This is a genomic window from Sinorhizobium americanum, from assembly GCF_001651855.1.
In the GTDB taxonomy this organism is placed as follows: domain Bacteria; phylum Pseudomonadota; class Alphaproteobacteria; order Rhizobiales; family Rhizobiaceae; genus Sinorhizobium; species Sinorhizobium americanum.
This window is the reverse complement of sequence record NZ_LNQC01000081.1, coordinates 304,662-320,786: the sequence shown is the minus strand read 5'-3', so window position 1 is coordinate 320,786 and position 16,125 is coordinate 304,662. Positions and strand designations below refer to the sequence as shown.

Below are 16,125 nucleotides of genomic sequence, written 5' to 3'. Positions count from 1 at the left end.
AACGTCCGACTTCAGCCAATCACAACGCCGGCTCTAACTGCCGGCGTTTGTTTTTGGCTGCGGAACGGCGCAGGCCTCGCCGCCTCCAAAGAGCCGCGAGCGGGTGAGGAAGCGCTTCTCGCGGCCATTGTCGAGCGAGAACATCCCACCCCTGCCCGGCACCACGTCGATGATCAGTTGGGTGTGCTTCCAGACCTCGTACTGGCTGGCGCTGATATAGACCGGCACGCCGTCGATCTCGCCGAGCTTCACGTCGTTATCGCCGACGATGTAGTCGTCGGCCGGGTAGCACATCGGCGACGAGCCGTCGCAGCAGCCGCCCGACTGATGGAACAGGATCTTCGGATGATCAGCGCGGATTTCGCGGATGAGTTCGATCGCCGCGTCGGACGCGAGCACGCGCGGCTCGCCGATTGTTTCCGTCATCATTCTCTCCTTCCTGAACGCCGGCGGCTCCCGGTGAGACACCGGGAGCATGCCGGGAGGATCACCGGCACGAACGGGATGAGCGGTTTGCCGCCGTCCCGCTCCAACTCTGTGGCCAGCGTCAGAAGAAGCCGAGCGCCTTCGGGCTGTAGCTCACCAGCATGTTCTTGGTCTGCTGGTAATGGTCGAGCATCATCTTGTGCGTCTCGCGGCCGATACCCGATTGCTTGTAGCCGCCGAAGGCGGCATGCGCCGGATAGGCATGGTAGCAGTTGGTCCAGACGCGGCCGGCTTGGATCTCGCGTCCGAAACGGTAGCAGCGGTTGGCATCGCGGCTCCAGACACCGGCCCCGAGGCCGTAGAGCGTGTCATTGGCGATCTCAAGCGCCTCGTCCTCGGTCTTGAAGGTCGTCACCGACACGACGGGGCCGAAGATTTCCTCCTGGAAGATGCGCATCCTGTTATGTCCGCGGAACACTGTCGGCTTGACGTAATAGCCGCCGGAGAGCTCGCCCCCAAGCTCGTTGCGCCCGCCGCCGGCCAGGACTTCGGCGCCCTCCTGCTTGCCAATGTCGATATAGGCAAGGATTTTTTCCAGCTGTTCGCTCGACGCCTGGGCGCCGATCATCGTCGCGCTATCGAGCGGATTGCCCTGGCGGATCGCCTCCACCCGCTTCACGGCACCCTCGATGAAGCGGTCGTAGATGCTTTCCTGGATCAGGACACGACTCGGGCAGGTGCAGACCTCGCCCTGGTTGAGCGCGAACATGGCGAAGCCTTCGAGCGCCTTGTCGAAATAGTCGTCGTCCTCGTTGAGCACGTCGGCAAAGAAGATGTTTGGCGACTTGCCGCCGAGCTCGAGCGTCACCGGGATGAGGTTCTGGCTGGCATATTGCATGATCAGCCGCCCGGTCGTCGTCTCGCCGGTAAAGGCGATCTTGGCGATGCGCGGGCTGGTCGCCAGCGGCTTGCCGGCCTCGAGCCCGAAGCCGTTGACGATGTTGAGCACGCCCGGCGGCAACAGGTCGGCTATGAGTTCGGCGAGAACGAGGATCGAGGCCGGCGTCTGCTCGGCCGGCTTCAGCACGACGCAGTTGCCTGCCGCAAGCGCCGGCGCCACCTTCCAGGCGGCCATCAGGATCGGGAAGTTCCAGGGGATGATCTGGCCGACGACGCCGAGCGGCTCGTGGAAATGATAGGCGACCGTATCGTGATCGACCTCGCCGATTGACCCTTCCTGCGCACGGATGCAGGCGGCGAAGTAGCGGAAATGATCGACCGCCAAGGGGATGTCGGCGGCCATCGTCTCGCGGATCGGCTTGCCGTTGTCCCAGGTCTCGGCCCGCGCCAGCAGCGCGAGATTGTCCTCCATCCGCGCCGCGATCTTCATCAGGATGTTGGAGCGCTCGGTCGTCGAGGTCCGGCCCCACTTCTCCTTGGCGGCATGGGCGGCATCGAGCGCGCGTTCGATATCGGCTGCATCCGAGCGGGCCACCTGGCAGAGCGTGCCGCCGGTGACGGGCGTGGTATTGTCGAAATAACGTCCGGCCACCGGCTCGCGCCATTCACCGCCGATGAAGTTTCCGTATTTGTGCTTGAACGGGTTATCGAGAATCTTCTGATGCAGCATGGCTTCCTCCCTTGGAAAAACAGCACTCCAATTTGCTGTGGAAGGAAGGGTGGGGCCGAACAGGGATTTCCGATAGAGCGCCGCGGCAGCCGGCAATGCCATCTGTTTCAGAATTGAGACAGGTTGGCGCCTGTCGTCATGCTGCAATGCAGCAATGGCTGAATGGGGCAGCGTTTTCGTCCACGGCCGCCCCTCATCCCGCTGCCGCGACCTTCTCCCCGCTTACGGGGAGAAGGGGGTATGCCGCGCCGCCCAAGTCCCCTCTCCCCGCGTGCGGGGAGAAGGCTAGGGTGAGGGGCATTCTCGAGAAGACTCAATTAAGCGAAAGCCGCTTCATTTTCCGATAGAGCGTCGCACGGCTGATGCCGAGGAGGTCCGCAGCCATCGACACGTTGCCATTGGTCCGCGACAGGACGCGGCGCAAGGCCGCCCTTTCAGCATCGGGCAATTCGCGCGCCTCGCTGAAGACCCGCTCCTGGAGCAGGTCGGTGGCCGGAATGCGGGCGGCGATGCGCTTGTCGTCAATCCCGAGCCACTGCCGTGCGGCCCGCGTCGCGCCGAGGACAAGGTCGTCGCGATCGACGGCGAGCAGAGCCGGTCCCGCCCGATCGGCCGGCACGAGCACGATCCGCGCTTCGGCAAAGGCGCGCCGGAAGAGGTTCGCCTCGATGCGGGCGGCGGCATCGCGCACCGCCTGCGAGAGGATCGAGAGCGTCGCCTCGGAAGCGTCGTCGCGGCAGGTGGAAATGTCGAGCGCCGCGGCAAGGCGCCCGGCCTCGTCCCGGATCGGGGCGGTCGCACAGCTCAGGCCGATATTGCGGCTCAAAAAATGCTGGTCGCGATGTATAACGACGGGGCGCTCGTCGGCAATCGCCGTACCGATGCCGTTGGTTCCGACGCTAGCCTCGCTCCACACGGTGCCAGACCAGAGACCGACACCGCGGAAATCCGCATCGTCGCCACCGGCCCCGCGCCGTTCGAGCGCAATCCCCTTCTCGTCGGTGAGCAACAGGCAGCATCCGGCCTTGACGACCACGCCGAACAGCCGGTCGAGTTCGCCGACCGCTTCCGCAATCAGCACCCCGGAGCGTTCGCGCGCCTGCCGAAGCTCGCCATCGGAGAGCCGCGAGGGCAGACGCGCCTCCTCGGGGGCGAGGCCGTGCAGGGTCAGGCAGCGCCGCCAAGAAGCGGCGACCGGCGAACTGACGGCGGCTGCCGATTGTTGCGCGGTCCTGTAGACGTGTTCCGTATGGTCTCTGACTGCTGGCATTCGCTCCCTCCCTGAAAGCGTCCTCCGGCCATGAATCGCCCGCACCTGTCTCCCCCGTTCGGTGCACCGCGTCGGCGGCCACTATAGACAGAGGCCCCGTGGCCGGTCCAGCCAGACGAAGGTCGTGCATGCACTGCCCTTGCAACGAGTCGCTCGGCGGTACCGACAAGTCCTTCGATGTGCTACGCCGTCGGGCAGATTCTCGCGACTCGCCTGAACCCGGTTGCCTGCCATGCTTCGTGAATTCTCCGTCCAAAGCCTTTTCATGGGCGTGCTGATCGCCTTCGTCGGCTTTGCCAGCTCCTTTGCCGTCATCCTGCATGGCCTCGCCGGCGTCGGCGCCACCGAGGCCCAGGCGGCCTCGGGTCTGATGGCGCTCTCCGTTTCCATGGGCGTCTGCGCGATCATCATCAGCATCATCACGCGGCTGCCCGTCAGCATCGCCTGGTCGACCCCCGGCGCGGCGCTACTGGCAACCTCAGGACCCGTGCAGGGCGGCTTCAACGCCGCCGTCGGCGCCTTCCTCGTTTGCGGCCTGCTGATTGTCGTCGCAGGGCTCTGGAAGCCGCTCGGCCGTATGGTGTCGGCCATTCCCGCCGCCCTGGCAAACGCGATGCTCGTCGGCGTGCTCCTGAGCCTCTGCTTCGCCCCGGTGAAGGCGATCGCCTTCAATCCGCTCTTCGGTCTGCCGATCATCATCGCCTGGGCCATCGTCGGCAGCATCAACAAGCTTTATGCCGTTCCCGCAGCGCTGCTCGCCTTCGTCGTTGTGATTGCTTTCGGCATCGAGATGCCGGAAAACACCTTTGCGCAATTGTCGTCCGCTCTCGTCCCGAAAGCTGAATTCGTGGCGCCGATCTTCAATGCCGCGACGATGATCAGCATCGCCCTGCCGCTCTTCATCGTGACCATGGCGTCACAGAACATTCCCGGCATCGCCGTGCTGAAAGTCAACGACTATCACCCAAATCCGAGCCCGCTCTTTGCGACCACCGGTCTCTTTTCGCTGTTCAGCGCACCCTTCGGCGGCCACGCCGTCAATCTCGCGGCAATCACCGCTGCCATGTGCGCCGGCCCCGATTCCCATCCGGACCGCAACCGCCGCTACTGGTCGGCGATCATCGCCGGGATCGCCTATATCGTCTTCGGCCTGCTTGCCGGCGCCGTCACCACCTTCGTCAGCCTCGCGCCGGCGGTGCTGATCGAAGCGGTCGCAGGCCTGGCGCTCATCGGCGCCCTTTCGAGCTCCGCCGTGGCCGCCTTCACCGAAGCTCGGACCCGCGAGGCCGCCGCCATCACTTTCCTCGTCACCGCGTCCGGCGTCGGTTTTGCCGGCGTTTCCGGCGCCTTCTGGGGCCTGATCGCCGGCGGCCTCATGCTGGCGCTCGCACGTTTCTCCCGGCGCAAAAGCTGAGAGGCGCGGCGCGCCTTGCATTCCCGCCCGTTCTCCGCTATGGACCCGGCGTCCGCGCAGACACCCTTGGAGGCAACGTGGATGAAGCTGCATTGCGGCTTCAAGTTTTTCCGCCTTGACGGACGAACTCTCCAAATAACCAGAAAGGTCTATCCATGAGCCAGACTTACGAGCTCAAGGCCGAGACGCGCGAACGGGTTGGTAAGGGGTCCTCCCGTGAACTTCGCCGCAACGGTCTTATCCCTGCTGTCATCTACGGTGACAAGCAAGCCCCGCTTTCCATCGCGCTTTCCACCAAGGAAGTGACGATGAAGATCCACGCCGGCGGTTTCATGACCACCGTCGCGACGATCGACGTCAACGGCGAGAAGATCCGCGTCCTGCCGAAGGACTATCAGCTGGATCCGGTTCGCGACTTCACCATGCATGTCGACTTCCTGCGCGTCACCCAGGGCAGCCAGGTGTCGGTCCAGGTTCCGGTCCACTTCGAAAACGAAGAGAAGTCCCCGGGCCTCAAGCAGGGCGGCACGCTGAACATCGTTCGCCACGAAGTCGAACTGAACGTTTCAGCCGACAACATTCCGGAGTTCCTGAGCGTCGATCTCAGCGGCCTCAAGATCGGCGACACCGTCCACATCTCGGACGTCAAGCTTCCGGCGGGCGCGACCCCGGTCATTTCCGACCGCGACTTCACGATCGCAACGATCGCCGGCCGCGTGCAGGAAGCTGAAGCGGAAGAGGAAGCAGCCGAAGGCGAAGCGGAAGCTTGATCCGCCACTGCCGCAACGGCTGACCGGCCCTTCCGGCCGTAGCATTCGACAAGCCCGTCCCAATTCTGGGGCGGGCTTTTTGCTTTCATTGTGCACCGCACGCGTGCCGCGAGGAGACGCCGCGCTTCATGAAATCTCGGCGTGCAATTTCAACAACATTTAAGGTTTTGATGATGTTCTGCACGCGAGGGACATGGGCGTGGCAGTGCAAGAGTATCCGAATGTTGAGAGTGATGACGTCCGCCGGCAGGAGCATCCGATGATGCACTCGGTGGAGAACCGGTTTATTGCGATCATCTGCGGCGCGATGCTTGTATTCGTTGCGCCCCTCTTGGCACTGTTCCTCGCCATATCCAGCGAGCGCGTTGGGCGGGAGCGCCTGCAGAACGCCGAGCTGCTGATGGAAGCCAGCGGCGAAGCGCTTGGCAAGCCGATCTGGGACTTCGACCAGGACGGCATCGAGCGGATCGCTCTTTCGCTGATGAACGCCACCGACATCGACGCCGTCACGATCCGCGACACCGCCGGAAACGTCCTTGCTCAATTGCCTCCGGGCAAGCTTGACGCCGCAGCCGGAAAGCCCCTGGAAACGGCCATTTCCTATGACAGCGTCAAAGGCCCCATGCCCGTCGGCGCATTGACGGTCGTCATCCCGCCATCCGGCCTGCTGCTGCGCTTCAGCACGGACGAGTGGGCGATCCTCGGCATCCTTCTCTTTGCCGTCGCAACCGTCTTCGCTGCAGCATTGATCGGCAATCGCTTCATCGTTATCCGGCCGCTGATGCGGCTCACCGCTGCAGTCGAAGCGACGCGGCGCCTCGGATCGCGCCATCGCGTCGACTGGAACTCGGACGACGAGATGGGCGCCCTCGCCGGCAACTTCAACGCGATGCAGGACCGGCTGGAGCGCGAGGAACAGGAGTTGAAGAGCGCGCATGCCCGTGCGACGGAAACCTATAACCTGACGCCGGCCATGCTCTTTTCGCTCGATGCCGCAGGCCGGCTGACGGCGGTCAGCGACTACTGGCTGCTGGCGACCGGCTATCGCCGCGACGAGGTCATCGGGCGCACTTTCACCGATTTCATCGACCCTTCCTGGCACGAAGCCTACCATCAGCGCTCAAAAGCGACAGCGCGGGACGGTCACGATATCAGCGACCTGACCCTGCCCTTCCGCAAGGCGGATGGCGCGTCCATGACCGTGCTCATCCTGGAAACGGAAACGAGCGGCGGGGAGATTTCGCTTTCGGTGATGACCGACGTCACCGCCTTGAAACAGGCCGAGAGCCGCAACCATGCGCAGGCGATCACCGATCACCTGACCGGGCTCTTGAACCGGCAAGGTTTCGAGAACGCACTGGACGAAGCAATCCTGAGCGCCGACCAGTGCGGCATGCAGCTCGCCTGCCTGTTCATCGATCTCGACCGCTTCAAGTGGATCAACGACAATTTCGGCCACGCCGCCGGCGATGCGGTCCTGCGCCAGACTGTGGAGCGTATCCGGGCAACGCTTCGGCCGGAGGATGTGATCGCGCGGCTCGGCGGCGACGAATTTGCAATCCTCATCGCCGCATCGGATGTCGCTGCTCTGGCAAGCGAGATCGGCGAGAGCATCTGCGCGGCGCTGCACGAACCGATGCCGATTACCGGCAACGAGCTGTTGGTCAGTGCCAGTGTCGGCGTATCGGTCTACCCGACCCACGCCTCCGGCGCGTCAGATCTCTTGCTCAAGGCCGACATGGCGATGTATGCGCGCAAGCGCGACGGCAAGAACGGCCTGCAGGTTTTCGACGCCGGCATGCTCGACGCCGCACGCGAGCGCCATGAGATCGAGCAGTGCATAGAGGCCGGTCTCAAGGAAGACTGGTTCGAGGCCTGGCTGCAGCCGATCGTCAGCCTCGACGACGGGCAGATCGTCGGCTTCGAGGCGCTGGTGCGCCTCAATCATCCCGAAAAGGGCCTAATGCCGCCGGGCAAGATCATCGGCATTGCCGAAGAGACCGGCACGATAGGCCGCATCGGCGACCGCGTGCTCGAAAAGTCGATCCGCCATCTCGCCGCCATCTCCGAACTGGACGGCACCCAAAGCACCTATCTCGCCGTCAACTTCTCGCCATTGCAGTTTGAACTGAGCTTGCCTCACAAGCTCGCCGCGCTCCTGCTCAAGCACCATATTTCGCCGCAGCGCATCGTCGTCGAGATTACCGAAGCGGTGCTGATGCTCGACAATCCGGAAGTCCATTCGGTGTTGAAACAGCTGAATGAATTCGGTTGCCGCATCGCTCTCGACGATTTCGGCACCGGCTATTCGTCTCTGAGCTACCTCAACCGCTTCCCCGTCGATATCGTCAAGGTCGACCAGTCCTTTACACGCTCCTTGAGTTCGCCCGCCGCCGACGTCCGGCGCAAGAGCCGAATGTTGATCAAGGGAATCCGGACGATCTCCCACCAAATGGGCTGCACGGTGGTCGCCGAAGGCATCGAGGCGAAAGAGCAGTGGCAACTCCTGCGCAAGCTCGGTGTGGATTATGGCCAGGGCTATCTCTTCAGCCGGCCGATGCCGATCGACGGTATGCTGACCATGCTGGAGAACGAATCTGAAGCCAAGGCCAGCGCTCGTGTCTAGAACGGTGCCAGAAGGAGTTAAGGCGTGAAGCAACTGATCCTGGCCTTCTTCCTCGGCGTTTCCGCCGCCGCCCAGGCCGAGACAATCCATTTCGTCACCGAGGAGTACCCGCCCTACAATTTCTCGACCGCGAAAGGTGCGAGCGGCGCCTCGGTCGACCAGGTCGCCCTGATCATGAAGGCCGTCGACATCCCCTACGAGATCGAGGTCCTGCCCTGGGCGCGCGCTTTCGCGCTCGCGGAAAGCGAACCTTTCCATTGCGTTTTCACGACGGGCCACGACGCCGAGCGGGACAAGAAGTTCAAATGGGTCGAGCCGCTTCTCGTCGACCACATGATCATGGTGCGCCACAGGGATTCGGCGATCGCGCTGCGGACGCTCGATGAGGCCAAACAGTTCATCGTCGGCACTCAGCGCGAGGACTTTTCCGCCAATTATCTGAAGGAACATGGCTTTCAGAAGATCGACTATGCCGCCAGCCTCGATTCGACACTCAAAAAGCTGATCGCCGGCCGCGTCGACCTGATGATGACCTCCGAAAAGACCTTCGAGACGATGCGGGCCGAAGGCAAGCCTGTCGAGGCGGCGCTGGTGCTCGAAGGCAAGCAATACGGCATTGCCTGCCACACCGACATGCCCGACGAAATCGTCACCCGCATGCAGGTCGAACTCAACCGCTTGATCGCCACGGGAATCCAGGATCGAATTTACGAGCAATACAGCCTTCGTCCGGACGGAATAAAGCAGGCGGCCAAATAGAGATTGACTTGGCCGGCCGACGGTGTTTGGGGTTGAGAGACGGGTTTTGCCCCTCTCCTCGGGTTTACCCGAGGACTAGTCCCCTTCCGGCGCGCGGAGAGAGGGACTGGGAGAGCGCGGCGAACCCCTTCTCCCCGCGAGCGGGGAGAAGGTCGCAGCAGCGGGATGAGGGGCAAACATTCCACTCTCCGCATGACCATCGTCGGTGAAGCAGGAATCATCAGGAGTTTGCCGCATGCTGATCGTCGCGGGACTTGGCAATCCGGGATCGAAATATACCGGCAACCGCCACAATATCGGCTTCATGGCGGTCGATGCCATCCAGCAGCGTCAGGGCTTTTCCTCCTGGTCGAAGAAATTCAAGGCGGAAATCGCCGAGGGCGAGATCGGCGGCGAACGTATCCTGCTGATCAAGCCGCAGACCTTCATGAATCTTTCCGGCGAGGCGGTCGGCGAGGCGATGCGCTTCTACAAGCTCGCGCCGAAGGACATCGTCGTCATCTATGACGAGTTGGATCTCCCCGCCGGCAAGGCGCGGATCAAAACCGGCGGCGGCCATGGCGGCCACAACGGCATCAAGTCGATCGACGCCCATTGCGGCAAGGAATACCGCCGCCTGCGCCTCGGGATCGGCCATCCCGGCGTCAAGGACCTGGTTCATGCGCATGTGCTCGGCGACTTCGCCAAGGCCGATCAAACCTGGCTTTCGGCCCTGCTCGACACGATCGCGGACAATGCCGGCATGCTCGTCAAGGGCGAGGACTCGCAGCTCATGAACAAGATCGCCCTTGCCACAGGCGGCAAGCCGGACACGGAAGAGCCGCAGGCGAAGAAGCGGGTCGCCGCCCAGTCCCATATTCACCAGGCCCGCAACGCCGCGCAACCCAAGAAGCTGCCGACAACCGGTCCCATGGCCGAGATGCTGAAGAAGATGTTCGGTCCCAAAGGAGACTGACGGGCTAGTCGGCGCTCACTCCTCCGGCTCGGTCATGAACATCAGGGGGAAGCCGGCTTCCTTGCCGAGATCGGTCGCCTCCTTGGCCTTGGTTTCGGCGATATCGCGGGCGCAGACCACGACCACCGAAGTGCCGAGCTTGTGGGCGGTCATCATCACCCGGTAGCCGGCCTCCTCACTCATGCGAAAAATGGCCTTCAATACCATCACCACGAAGTCGCGCGGCGTGTAGTCGTCGTTGACGAGGATGACCTTATAGAGCCGCGGCCGCTCGAGCTTGGGCTTGACCTTCGTTTTTCGTTTTGGGGCGACTTCATTGTCACTCATGGGAAACTGCACCCGTTGATGACATGCGATGGGCAAGATCCAGTATCGCGCCTGCAGTACCCGCATTCAAGTCGAGCCGGCCAAGTTCCACCCAATGCGCGCGAAGCGCTTGACCGCCCCGCTCCTTTCCCCCATAGCCACGCCCAAGAAATTCGTGAACGACAGGTTTAGGCCATGGGCTTCAAATGCGGTATCGTCGGGCTGCCGAATGTCGGCAAGTCCACACTCTTCAACGCGCTGACCAAGACGGCGGCGGCGCAGGCGGCGAACTATCCCTTCTGCACGATCGAGCCGAATACCGGCGAGGTCGCAGTGCCGGACGCGCGGATGCGCAAGCTTGCCGACATCGCCAAGTCGAAGGAAATCATTCCGACCCGCATCTCCTTCGTCGACATTGCCGGCCTGGTGCGCGGCGCCTCCAAGGGTGAAGGCCTCGGCAACCAGTTCCTCGCCAACATTCGCGAGGTGGATGCGGTGGTGCACGTACTGCGCTGCTTCGAGGATGACGATATCACCCATGTCGAGGGCCGCATCCATCCGGTCGAGGACGCCGAGACGATCGAGACCGAGCTAATGCTCGCAGACCTCGAAAGCCTGGAGCGGCGCACCGAACAGACTCGCAAGCGTGCGATCGGCAAGGACAAGGAATCGATGGCGCAGCTTCCGATCATGGAAGCCTCGCTGAAGCTCCTGCAGGAAGGCAAGCCGGTGCGCACCCTCCTGCCGAAGCTCGATGCCGAGGAACTGCGTATCCTGCAGGGGCTCAACCTCCTCACCGCCCACCCGGTTCTCTACGTCTGCAACGTCGCCGAAGCCGACGCGGCAGCGGGCAACGAGCACACCCGCGCCGTCGCCGAGATGGCCAAGGCGCAGGGCGCCGAAACCGTCGTCATCTCCGCCGCGATCGAATCCGAGGTCGCCCAACTGCCGGAAGAGGAAGCCAGCGAATTCCTCGCTGCCCTTGGGCTGGAAGAGGCCGGCCTCGACCGGCTGATCCGGGCCGGCTATAAGCTGCTCGACCTCATCACCTATTTCACCGTCGGCCCGAAGGAGACGCGCGCCTGGACGATCGCGCGCGGCACCAAGGCGCCGCAGGCGGCCGGCGTCATCCATTCGGACTTCGAGCGCGGCTTCATCCGCGCCAACACGATCGCCTATGACGACTACATTTCGCTGGGCGGCGAGAACGGCGCCAAGGAGGCCGGCAAGGCCCGCGACGAAGGCAAGGAATATGTCGTCCAGGACGGCGACGTCATCCACTTCCGCTTCAACACGTGACGTGCGAGGTATGCGGTTCGCCGATGGGCCGCATCCTTCCGGCTGCCATGGAGGGCGGCATGCTCTATTTCGAGGACTTCACGCCGGGACGGCGCTTTGACTATGCGCCCGTCCAGATGCAGGCCGCAGACATGATCGCCTTCGCCGGCGAGTTCGACCCGCAGCCGATGCATCTCGACGAAGAAGCGGGCAGGCGCAGCATCCTCGGCGGCCTGTCCGCCTCCGGCTGGCACACCAGCGCCATCGGCATGCGGATGATGATCGACGCCTTCCTCGGCCATTCGTCATCGCAAGGCTCACCCGGCATCGACTTAATGGACTGGAAGAAGCCGGTGCTCGCGGGCGACGTGCTTTCCGGCTTCAGCCTTGTGCTCGAGGCACGCCCTTCCAAGTCGAAGCCGCAGATCGGCTTCGTCAAGTTCCGCAACGAAATCAGCAATGAGAGCGGCGAGCCGGTTGCGATCTCCGAATGTTCGATCATGTTTCAGCGCCGCGAGGGTGAGCGGTCATGATGACGCTCGAAGAACTCTATGCGGCCGGCCGCAAGACCGTGATCGGCAGCCTGACATTCACAGCGGAGGACATCATCCGCTTCGCGCGCGATTTCGATCCGCAGCCCTTCCATCTCGACGAGGAGGAAGCAAGACGCTCGCTCTTTGGCGGCCTTTGTGCCTCGGGCTGGCACACCAGCGCCGGCTGGATGAAGTGCTTCGTCCGCTTCTGGGCCGGCGAAGCCCGGCGCCTGGCCGCAGAGGGGCTGCACGCTCCCCGGCTCGGCCCGGCGGCGGGCTTCCGGGAGCTCCGCTGGCTCAAACCGGTCTATGCCGGCGATACCATCACCTATGCCGTCACGCTCGTCGAAGCCCGCGCCCTCGCCTCCCGCCCCGGCTGGCGCCTCAACACCATCCTCTGCGAGGGCGAAAACCAGCAAGCCGAGCCGGTTATCCGCTTCGAAAGCAAGGTTATCGAATTCACCTGAGCAGGCGAGCGCGGAGGCCCGCCCTTCGTCAGTGCCCTTCGAACTCGATCAGCGTGCGGACCTTGACGCCGAGCGCCTCGAGCTTCTTGCGGCCGCCGAGCTCCGGCAGGTCGATGATGAAGCAGGCGGCGACGATGTCGGCGCCCATCTGCTGCAGGAGCTTGGTGGCGCCCTCGGCGGTTCCGCCGGTGGCGATCAGATCATCCACGAGGATCACCTTTTCACCGGGTGCGATCGCATCCTCGTGCATCTCCATCTCGTCCACGCCATATTCAAGGCTGTAGGCGATCCTGACCGTCTCGTGCGGCAGCTTGCCCTTCTTGCGGATCGGCACGAAGCCGGCCGACAGCTGATGCGCAATCGCACCGCCCAGAATAAAGCCGCGCGCTTCGATCCCGGCGATCTTGTCCACCTTGGTTCCGGCATAGGGATGGACCAGTTCATCGATCGCCCGCCGGAACGACCTCGGGTTGCCGAGCAGCGTCGTGATATCGCGAAAGACGATGCCGGGCTTCGGATAGTCCGGAATGCTCCGGATGGCGGAAATCAGTTCCGATTGGACAGCGAGCATGGTGTGGAAACGGCCTTTCAAAGTCTGGAGGTCGCAAAGCCATAGCACCATCGAGCCGCATGTTCACAGGGTTTCTTTGCGCGATGGCCCGGCCGGAACAATTTGGCCGGACCTCGGGTTGATGTTACCCTTGCCCATGGACAGATCCCGGCTACGGCTCTGTCAATTGCATTGACGACTGAGCGGGATGAGACGATGTCGGCGTTTTCCCGATCGCATCCCGCTCCGAACTTCTTGGATGAGATCACGCTGCCTTTTGCTCGATGCGAAAGCATGCCGGTCCAGAGAAAGGAGGAACACCATGCGCCTGTTCGAATGCGGTTCTCTCGTTCCGGGTTGCCCCTGGCATACCCGCGCTGACAACGATGCGGAAATCGTGCGCCGGGTTGTCGAACACATGCGCGACGCCCATGGCGAGACGGTGATCCGCGAAAATATGATCGACAATATCAAGGCTCGCATCGTCGACGAAACGCAGGCCGCCTGATCGCGCTGCGCGCTCGCGTCAGCCGGAACGCAATTGGGCCTCGAGCCGGGCGACGAGCGTCGCCCGGTCGACATTGAAGTTGCGCTCGATCCAGAAATTCTCGAGTTCCGCCAGCAGTTCCCCGATCTTTGGACCGGCGGGGACCCCCGCCTTCAGGACATCGGCCCCACTCACGGGGAAGACGGGGCGCTGCCACTTCTCCGCGCGCGCCAACAACCGCTGGAAGGCGGCGGTTTCTGCGAGAAAGGCCGGATCGGTTTCCGATTTGCGCCGCGCTGAAGCAAGCGAAAGCTTGAGGCGCACGATGATGCCCTCGGCACCCTTCCGGTAGAGTTCCCGATCGAGCGCCGCGTCCGCGAGCGTGGCGGCAATGGCCGGCGCCTCGGCAAAGCGGGCGAGAAAGGCCGCTTCCGCTTTCGACAGGCGCAGCCGCGCCGCCATCGCCTCGAGCCGACTAACATCAGGCGGAACGATGGCAGCCAGCCTCAGGAGCGGCTCCGGTGACCAGGCAAAGATCTTCTCGGCGGCAATCAGCCCCGGTACGGCATCGATGCCCCATTTTTCGGTTTCAGGCAGGACTTCGCCGAGCACGCCTGCCTGGCGCATCCAGAGAAGGGCGCGGCCGGGATCTTCCGCGGCAAGCAGCTTCTTCATTTCGCCCCAGACGCGCTCAGCCGAAAGCGTCGCGAGCTTCGCCCGCGCCTGCGCGCAGGCCCTGAGCCCCTCCGCATCCGGGCGGCCCTGCCCGTAATGGGCAAAGAAGCGGAAGAAGCGCAGAATACGCAAATAGTCCTCCGCGACCCGCTCGGCGGCGCTGCCGATGAAGCGCAAAGTCCGGCTCTCGATATCGGGCAGGCCGCCGACATAGTCGAATATCTCGCCGCCGGCGTCGGCATAAAGAGCGTTGATCGTAAAGTCGCGGCGCTCGGCATCCGCCTTCCAGTCGGTGCCGAAGGCCACCTCGGCGCGGCGGCCGTCCGTCGCCACGTCGCGGCGCAACGTCGTCACCTCATGGGGAATTCCGTCGATCACCAGCGTGACTGTGCCGTGCTCTATCCCCGTCGGCACCGCCTTGATGCCGGCGCTCTCCGCTCGCGCCGCCACATCCTGCGGATGCCAGGTGGTCGCCAGGTCGACATCCCCCACCGGCAGACCGAGCAGGCTGTTGCGGACGGCGCCGCCGACGACCCGCACCTCGCCGCCGTCGGCATTCAACAGCTCGAAGACGCGGCTGAGCGATGGGGCATGAAACCAGGGCTCGGCGGCGATGGATGTCATGCGTACAGCCTTTCATAGAGCATGCGGACGATGCCCGCCGTGATCCCCCAGATGTTCCGCTCGCCATAGGGCATCCGGTAGAAATGTCGCTCCGCACCCTCCCAATGGCGGCTTCCGCGCCCGTGATTGCCGGGGTCCATGAGGAAGGAGAGCGGCACTTCGAAGACGCTCTCGACTTCTTCGGGATTGGGCACCAGTTCGAAACCGGGCTGGACGACGGCGAGCACCGGGGTGATGCGGAAACCGGACAATGCCATGTAATGCGGCAGGCGGCCGATCGTCTCGACGAAACGCGGGTCGAGCCCGATCTCCTCCTGCGCCTCCCGCAACGCCGCCACCTCGATCGAGTGGTCCTCGGGATCGACGGCGCCTCCCGGAAACGCCACCTGGCCCGAATGCTTGCGCAGATGCGAGGTGCGCTGCGTGAAGATGACGCTCGCATCGTCACCGTCGTCGACCACCGGTACGAGCACCGCGGCGTCCTTCAGATGCAGCGACTCGAGATGAGGCACGATGCCGGGATTGAGGAGAAAGTCGCCATGATCGCGCCAGGCGGTCTCGATCGGACCGCCCGTCTGCTTGAGCGCGCGGCGACGGAATTCATCGGCGGAGAACAGCGGACGGCTCATCTCGACAGCGCTTCCAGTTCGGCCGCCGGCATGACCGGGAAGACGGCTCCCGCGGATCTGACGCAGAACATCTCCACGCCGTCGATCAGGGCGGTCTCGCCAAGCTCGACGATGTCGTACATGACCGGACGGGAAGCCAGCGCCTCGAGGCGGCCGCGCACGTGGAGATAGGGCTTCAGCTCGCGGTTGTCGCCGTGGATGACGAAGCGCAGCGGATGCTCAGCCCCCGCCTCGACCACGTCGCCGACATTGGTGCGGAAGGTGAGTACCGTTTCGCCCTCTCTCGCCGTGACGCTCATCTCGACGGCGACGAAGGGCGCATCGGCGACGCGGATGCCGACTTTTTCCACCGGCGTGACGAGATAGGTCCTTCCGTCGTCATCCTTGCGCAAGACCGTGGAAAACAATCTCACCAGCGGCTGGCGGCCGATCGGCGTGCCCATGTAGAACCATGTTCCATCGGCGCGGATTTCCATGTCGATGTCGCCGCAGAATGGCGGATTCCAGCGCTCGACCGGCGGCAGCCCTCTCCCTTCGCCTCCCGTCTGGCCGGCAGCGCGGGCGATCAGCGCGGCAAGTCCGGCCGCATCCCCCGTCTGCTGAATCTTGGTTTCTGCCATCGTTCTGTCCCGTTTGGCCCCAATCTTGCCTCGGAGGCGTAGCGTGTTCAAAGACGCGCGGGATGTTCGTCAGTGGTTACGAGCACCTTGACCGCACCTCGCGCTT

17 protein-coding genes are annotated in these 16,125 nt (G+C 63.6%); 9 read left to right on the top strand and 8 right to left on the bottom strand.

Annotated elements, in window-relative coordinates; all coding sequences use genetic code 11:
- Positions 1-33 precede the first annotated feature (33 nt).
- The 3 genes from ATC00_RS29980 to ATC00_RS29970 form a co-directional block, all read right to left on the bottom strand.
- A complete protein-coding gene (locus tag ATC00_RS29980; RefSeq protein WP_064255420.1) occupies positions 34-429 on the bottom strand; it encodes a DUF779 domain-containing protein in 396 nt (131 codons plus the stop codon).
- 118 nt (positions 430-547) lie between these two features.
- The gene (adh, locus tag ATC00_RS29975) at positions 548-2,056 is read right to left on the bottom strand and encodes an aldehyde dehydrogenase (protein WP_064255419.1); all 1,509 of its coding nucleotides are present in this window, start codon (positions 2,054-2,056) and stop codon (positions 548-550) included.
- A 313-nt stretch (positions 2,057-2,369) separates the two neighbouring features.
- Complete coding sequence (locus ATC00_RS29970) at positions 2,370-3,326, bottom strand: helix-turn-helix domain-containing protein (protein WP_064255418.1); 957 nt, start codon at positions 3,324-3,326, stop codon at positions 2,370-2,372.
- Between the two features lie 232 nt (positions 3,327-3,558).
- Here ATC00_RS29970 and ATC00_RS29965 point away from each other — a divergent pair, with 232 nt between their 5' ends.
- The 5 genes from ATC00_RS29965 (at position 3,559) to pth (ending at position 9,850) form a co-directional block, all read left to right on the top strand.
- Positions 3,559-4,740 carry a benzoate/H(+) symporter BenE family transporter gene (locus tag ATC00_RS29965; protein ID WP_064255417.1) on the top strand — a complete coding sequence of 394 codons (1,182 nt, stop codon included), beginning with the start codon at positions 3,559-3,561 and terminating at the stop codon, positions 4,738-4,740.
- A gap of 155 nt (positions 4,741-4,895) precedes the next feature.
- A complete protein-coding gene (locus tag ATC00_RS29960) occupies positions 4,896-5,510 on the top strand; it encodes a 50S ribosomal protein L25/general stress protein Ctc (protein WP_064255416.1) in 615 nt (204 codons plus the stop codon).
- Between the two features lie 259 nt (positions 5,511-5,769).
- Positions 5,770-8,136: an EAL domain-containing protein gene (locus tag ATC00_RS29955; RefSeq protein WP_064255442.1), complete on the top strand. Its 2,367-nt coding sequence runs from the start codon at positions 5,770-5,772 to the stop codon at positions 8,134-8,136.
- A gap of 24 nt (positions 8,137-8,160) precedes the next feature.
- Positions 8,161-8,895, top strand: a complete 735-nt coding sequence (locus ATC00_RS29950; protein ID WP_064255415.1) for a substrate-binding periplasmic protein — start codon at positions 8,161-8,163, stop codon at positions 8,893-8,895.
- Positions 8,896-9,130: 235 nt separating this feature from the next.
- Positions 9,131-9,850 (top strand): aminoacyl-tRNA hydrolase, encoded by a 720-nt coding sequence (gene pth, locus ATC00_RS29945; RefSeq protein ID WP_037387380.1) that lies wholly within the window; start codon positions 9,131-9,133, stop codon positions 9,848-9,850.
- A 15-nt stretch (positions 9,851-9,865) separates the two neighbouring features.
- On the opposite strand, the gene clpS is transcribed toward pth, so the two are convergent.
- Positions 9,866-10,177, bottom strand: coding sequence for an ATP-dependent Clp protease adapter ClpS (gene clpS / locus ATC00_RS29940; protein WP_064255414.1), 312 nt, complete (start codon positions 10,175-10,177; stop codon positions 9,866-9,868).
- A gap of 174 nt (positions 10,178-10,351) precedes the next feature.
- Between clpS and ychF the strand changes: the two genes are divergently transcribed.
- The 3 genes from ychF to ATC00_RS29925 are packed head-to-tail and all read left to right on the top strand — an operon-like array spanning position 10,352 to position 12,434.
- On the top strand, positions 10,352-11,455 hold the full coding sequence (ychF, locus tag ATC00_RS29935) for a redox-regulated ATPase YchF (RefSeq protein WP_064255413.1): 1,104 nt from the start codon (positions 10,352-10,354) through the stop codon (positions 11,453-11,455).
- A gap of 59 nt (positions 11,456-11,514) precedes the next feature.
- Positions 11,515-11,967 carry a MaoC family dehydratase gene (locus ATC00_RS29930; protein WP_064255441.1) on the top strand — a complete coding sequence of 151 codons (453 nt, stop codon included), beginning with the start codon at positions 11,515-11,517 and terminating at the stop codon, positions 11,965-11,967.
- The gene (locus ATC00_RS29925; RefSeq protein WP_082912623.1) at positions 11,964-12,434 is read left to right on the top strand and encodes a MaoC family dehydratase; all 471 of its coding nucleotides are present in this window, start codon (positions 11,964-11,966) and stop codon (positions 12,432-12,434) included. The genes ATC00_RS29930 and ATC00_RS29925 overlap by 4 nt, the downstream gene beginning before the upstream one ends.
- Positions 12,435-12,462: 28 nt before the next feature.
- Here the strand turns inward: ATC00_RS29925 and ATC00_RS29920 are convergent, their stop codons facing one another.
- Positions 12,463-13,005, bottom strand: a complete 543-nt coding sequence (locus ATC00_RS29920; protein ID WP_064255412.1) for an adenine phosphoribosyltransferase — start codon at positions 13,003-13,005, stop codon at positions 12,463-12,465.
- Positions 13,006-13,306: 301 nt separating this feature from the next.
- On the opposite strand from ATC00_RS29920, the gene ATC00_RS29915 reads away from it, so the two are divergent.
- Positions 13,307-13,492 (top strand): DUF1059 domain-containing protein, encoded by a 186-nt coding sequence (locus tag ATC00_RS29915; protein ID WP_037387391.1) that lies wholly within the window; start codon positions 13,307-13,309, stop codon positions 13,490-13,492.
- 18 nt (positions 13,493-13,510) lie between these two features.
- On the opposite strand, the gene ATC00_RS29910 is transcribed toward ATC00_RS29915, so the two are convergent.
- The 3 genes from ATC00_RS29910 to ATC00_RS29900 are packed head-to-tail and all read right to left on the bottom strand — an operon-like array spanning position 13,511 to position 16,019.
- The gene (locus ATC00_RS29910) at positions 13,511-14,770 is read right to left on the bottom strand and encodes a CCA tRNA nucleotidyltransferase (RefSeq protein ID WP_064255411.1); all 1,260 of its coding nucleotides are present in this window, start codon (positions 14,768-14,770) and stop codon (positions 13,511-13,513) included.
- Positions 14,767-15,399 (bottom strand): CoA pyrophosphatase, encoded by a 633-nt coding sequence (locus tag ATC00_RS29905; protein ID WP_037387395.1) that lies wholly within the window; start codon positions 15,397-15,399, stop codon positions 14,767-14,769. Before ATC00_RS29905 ends, ATC00_RS29910 begins: the two co-directional genes overlap by 4 nt.
- Complete coding sequence (locus ATC00_RS29900; RefSeq protein ID WP_037387397.1) at positions 15,396-16,019, bottom strand: DUF1285 domain-containing protein; 624 nt, start codon at positions 16,017-16,019, stop codon at positions 15,396-15,398. The genes ATC00_RS29905 and ATC00_RS29900 overlap by 4 nt, the downstream gene beginning before the upstream one ends.
- Positions 16,020-16,125 lie beyond the last annotated feature (106 nt).

What these genes read in the sequence shown, in the direction of transcription:
- ATC00_RS29925 (WP_082912623.1), top strand. Translation starts at nt 11,964, where the DNA reads ATGATGACGCTCGAAGAACTCTATGCGGCCGGCCGCAAGACCGTGATC.
- ATC00_RS29920 (WP_064255412.1), bottom strand. Translation starts at nt 13,005, where the DNA reads ATGCTCGCTGTCCAATCGGAACTGATTTCCGCCATCCGGAGCATTCCG.
- ATC00_RS29965 (WP_064255417.1), top strand. Translation starts at nt 3,559, where the DNA reads ATGCTTCGTGAATTCTCCGTCCAAAGCCTTTTCATGGGCGTGCTGATC.
- ATC00_RS29970 (WP_064255418.1), bottom strand. Translation starts at nt 3,326, where the DNA reads ATGCCAGCAGTCAGAGACCATACGGAACACGTCTACAGGACCGCGCAA.
- ATC00_RS29955 (WP_064255442.1), top strand. Translation starts at nt 5,770, where the DNA reads ATGATGCACTCGGTGGAGAACCGGTTTATTGCGATCATCTGCGGCGCG.
- ATC00_RS29960 (WP_064255416.1), top strand. Translation starts at nt 4,896, where the DNA reads ATGAGCCAGACTTACGAGCTCAAGGCCGAGACGCGCGAACGGGTTGGT.
- ATC00_RS29900 (WP_037387397.1), bottom strand. Translation starts at nt 16,019, where the DNA reads ATGGCAGAAACCAAGATTCAGCAGACGGGGGATGCGGCCGGACTTGCC.
- ATC00_RS29930 (WP_064255441.1), top strand. Translation starts at nt 11,515, where the DNA reads ATGCTCTATTTCGAGGACTTCACGCCGGGACGGCGCTTTGACTATGCG.
- clpS (WP_064255414.1), bottom strand. Translation starts at nt 10,177, where the DNA reads ATGAGTGACAATGAAGTCGCCCCAAAACGAAAAACGAAGGTCAAGCCC.
- ychF (WP_064255413.1), top strand. Translation starts at nt 10,352, where the DNA reads ATGGGCTTCAAATGCGGTATCGTCGGGCTGCCGAATGTCGGCAAGTCC.
- ATC00_RS29980 (WP_064255420.1), bottom strand. Translation starts at nt 429, where the DNA reads ATGATGACGGAAACAATCGGCGAGCCGCGCGTGCTCGCGTCCGACGCG.
- adh (WP_064255419.1), bottom strand. Translation starts at nt 2,056, where the DNA reads ATGCTGCATCAGAAGATTCTCGATAACCCGTTCAAGCACAAATACGGA.
- ATC00_RS29910 (WP_064255411.1), bottom strand. Translation starts at nt 14,770, where the DNA reads ATGACATCCATCGCCGCCGAGCCCTGGTTTCATGCCCCATCGCTCAGC.
- ATC00_RS29905 (WP_037387395.1), bottom strand. Translation starts at nt 15,399, where the DNA reads ATGAGCCGTCCGCTGTTCTCCGCCGATGAATTCCGTCGCCGCGCGCTC.
- ATC00_RS29915 (WP_037387391.1), top strand. Translation starts at nt 13,307, where the DNA reads ATGCGCCTGTTCGAATGCGGTTCTCTCGTTCCGGGTTGCCCCTGGCAT.
- pth (WP_037387380.1), top strand. Translation starts at nt 9,131, where the DNA reads ATGCTGATCGTCGCGGGACTTGGCAATCCGGGATCGAAATATACCGGC.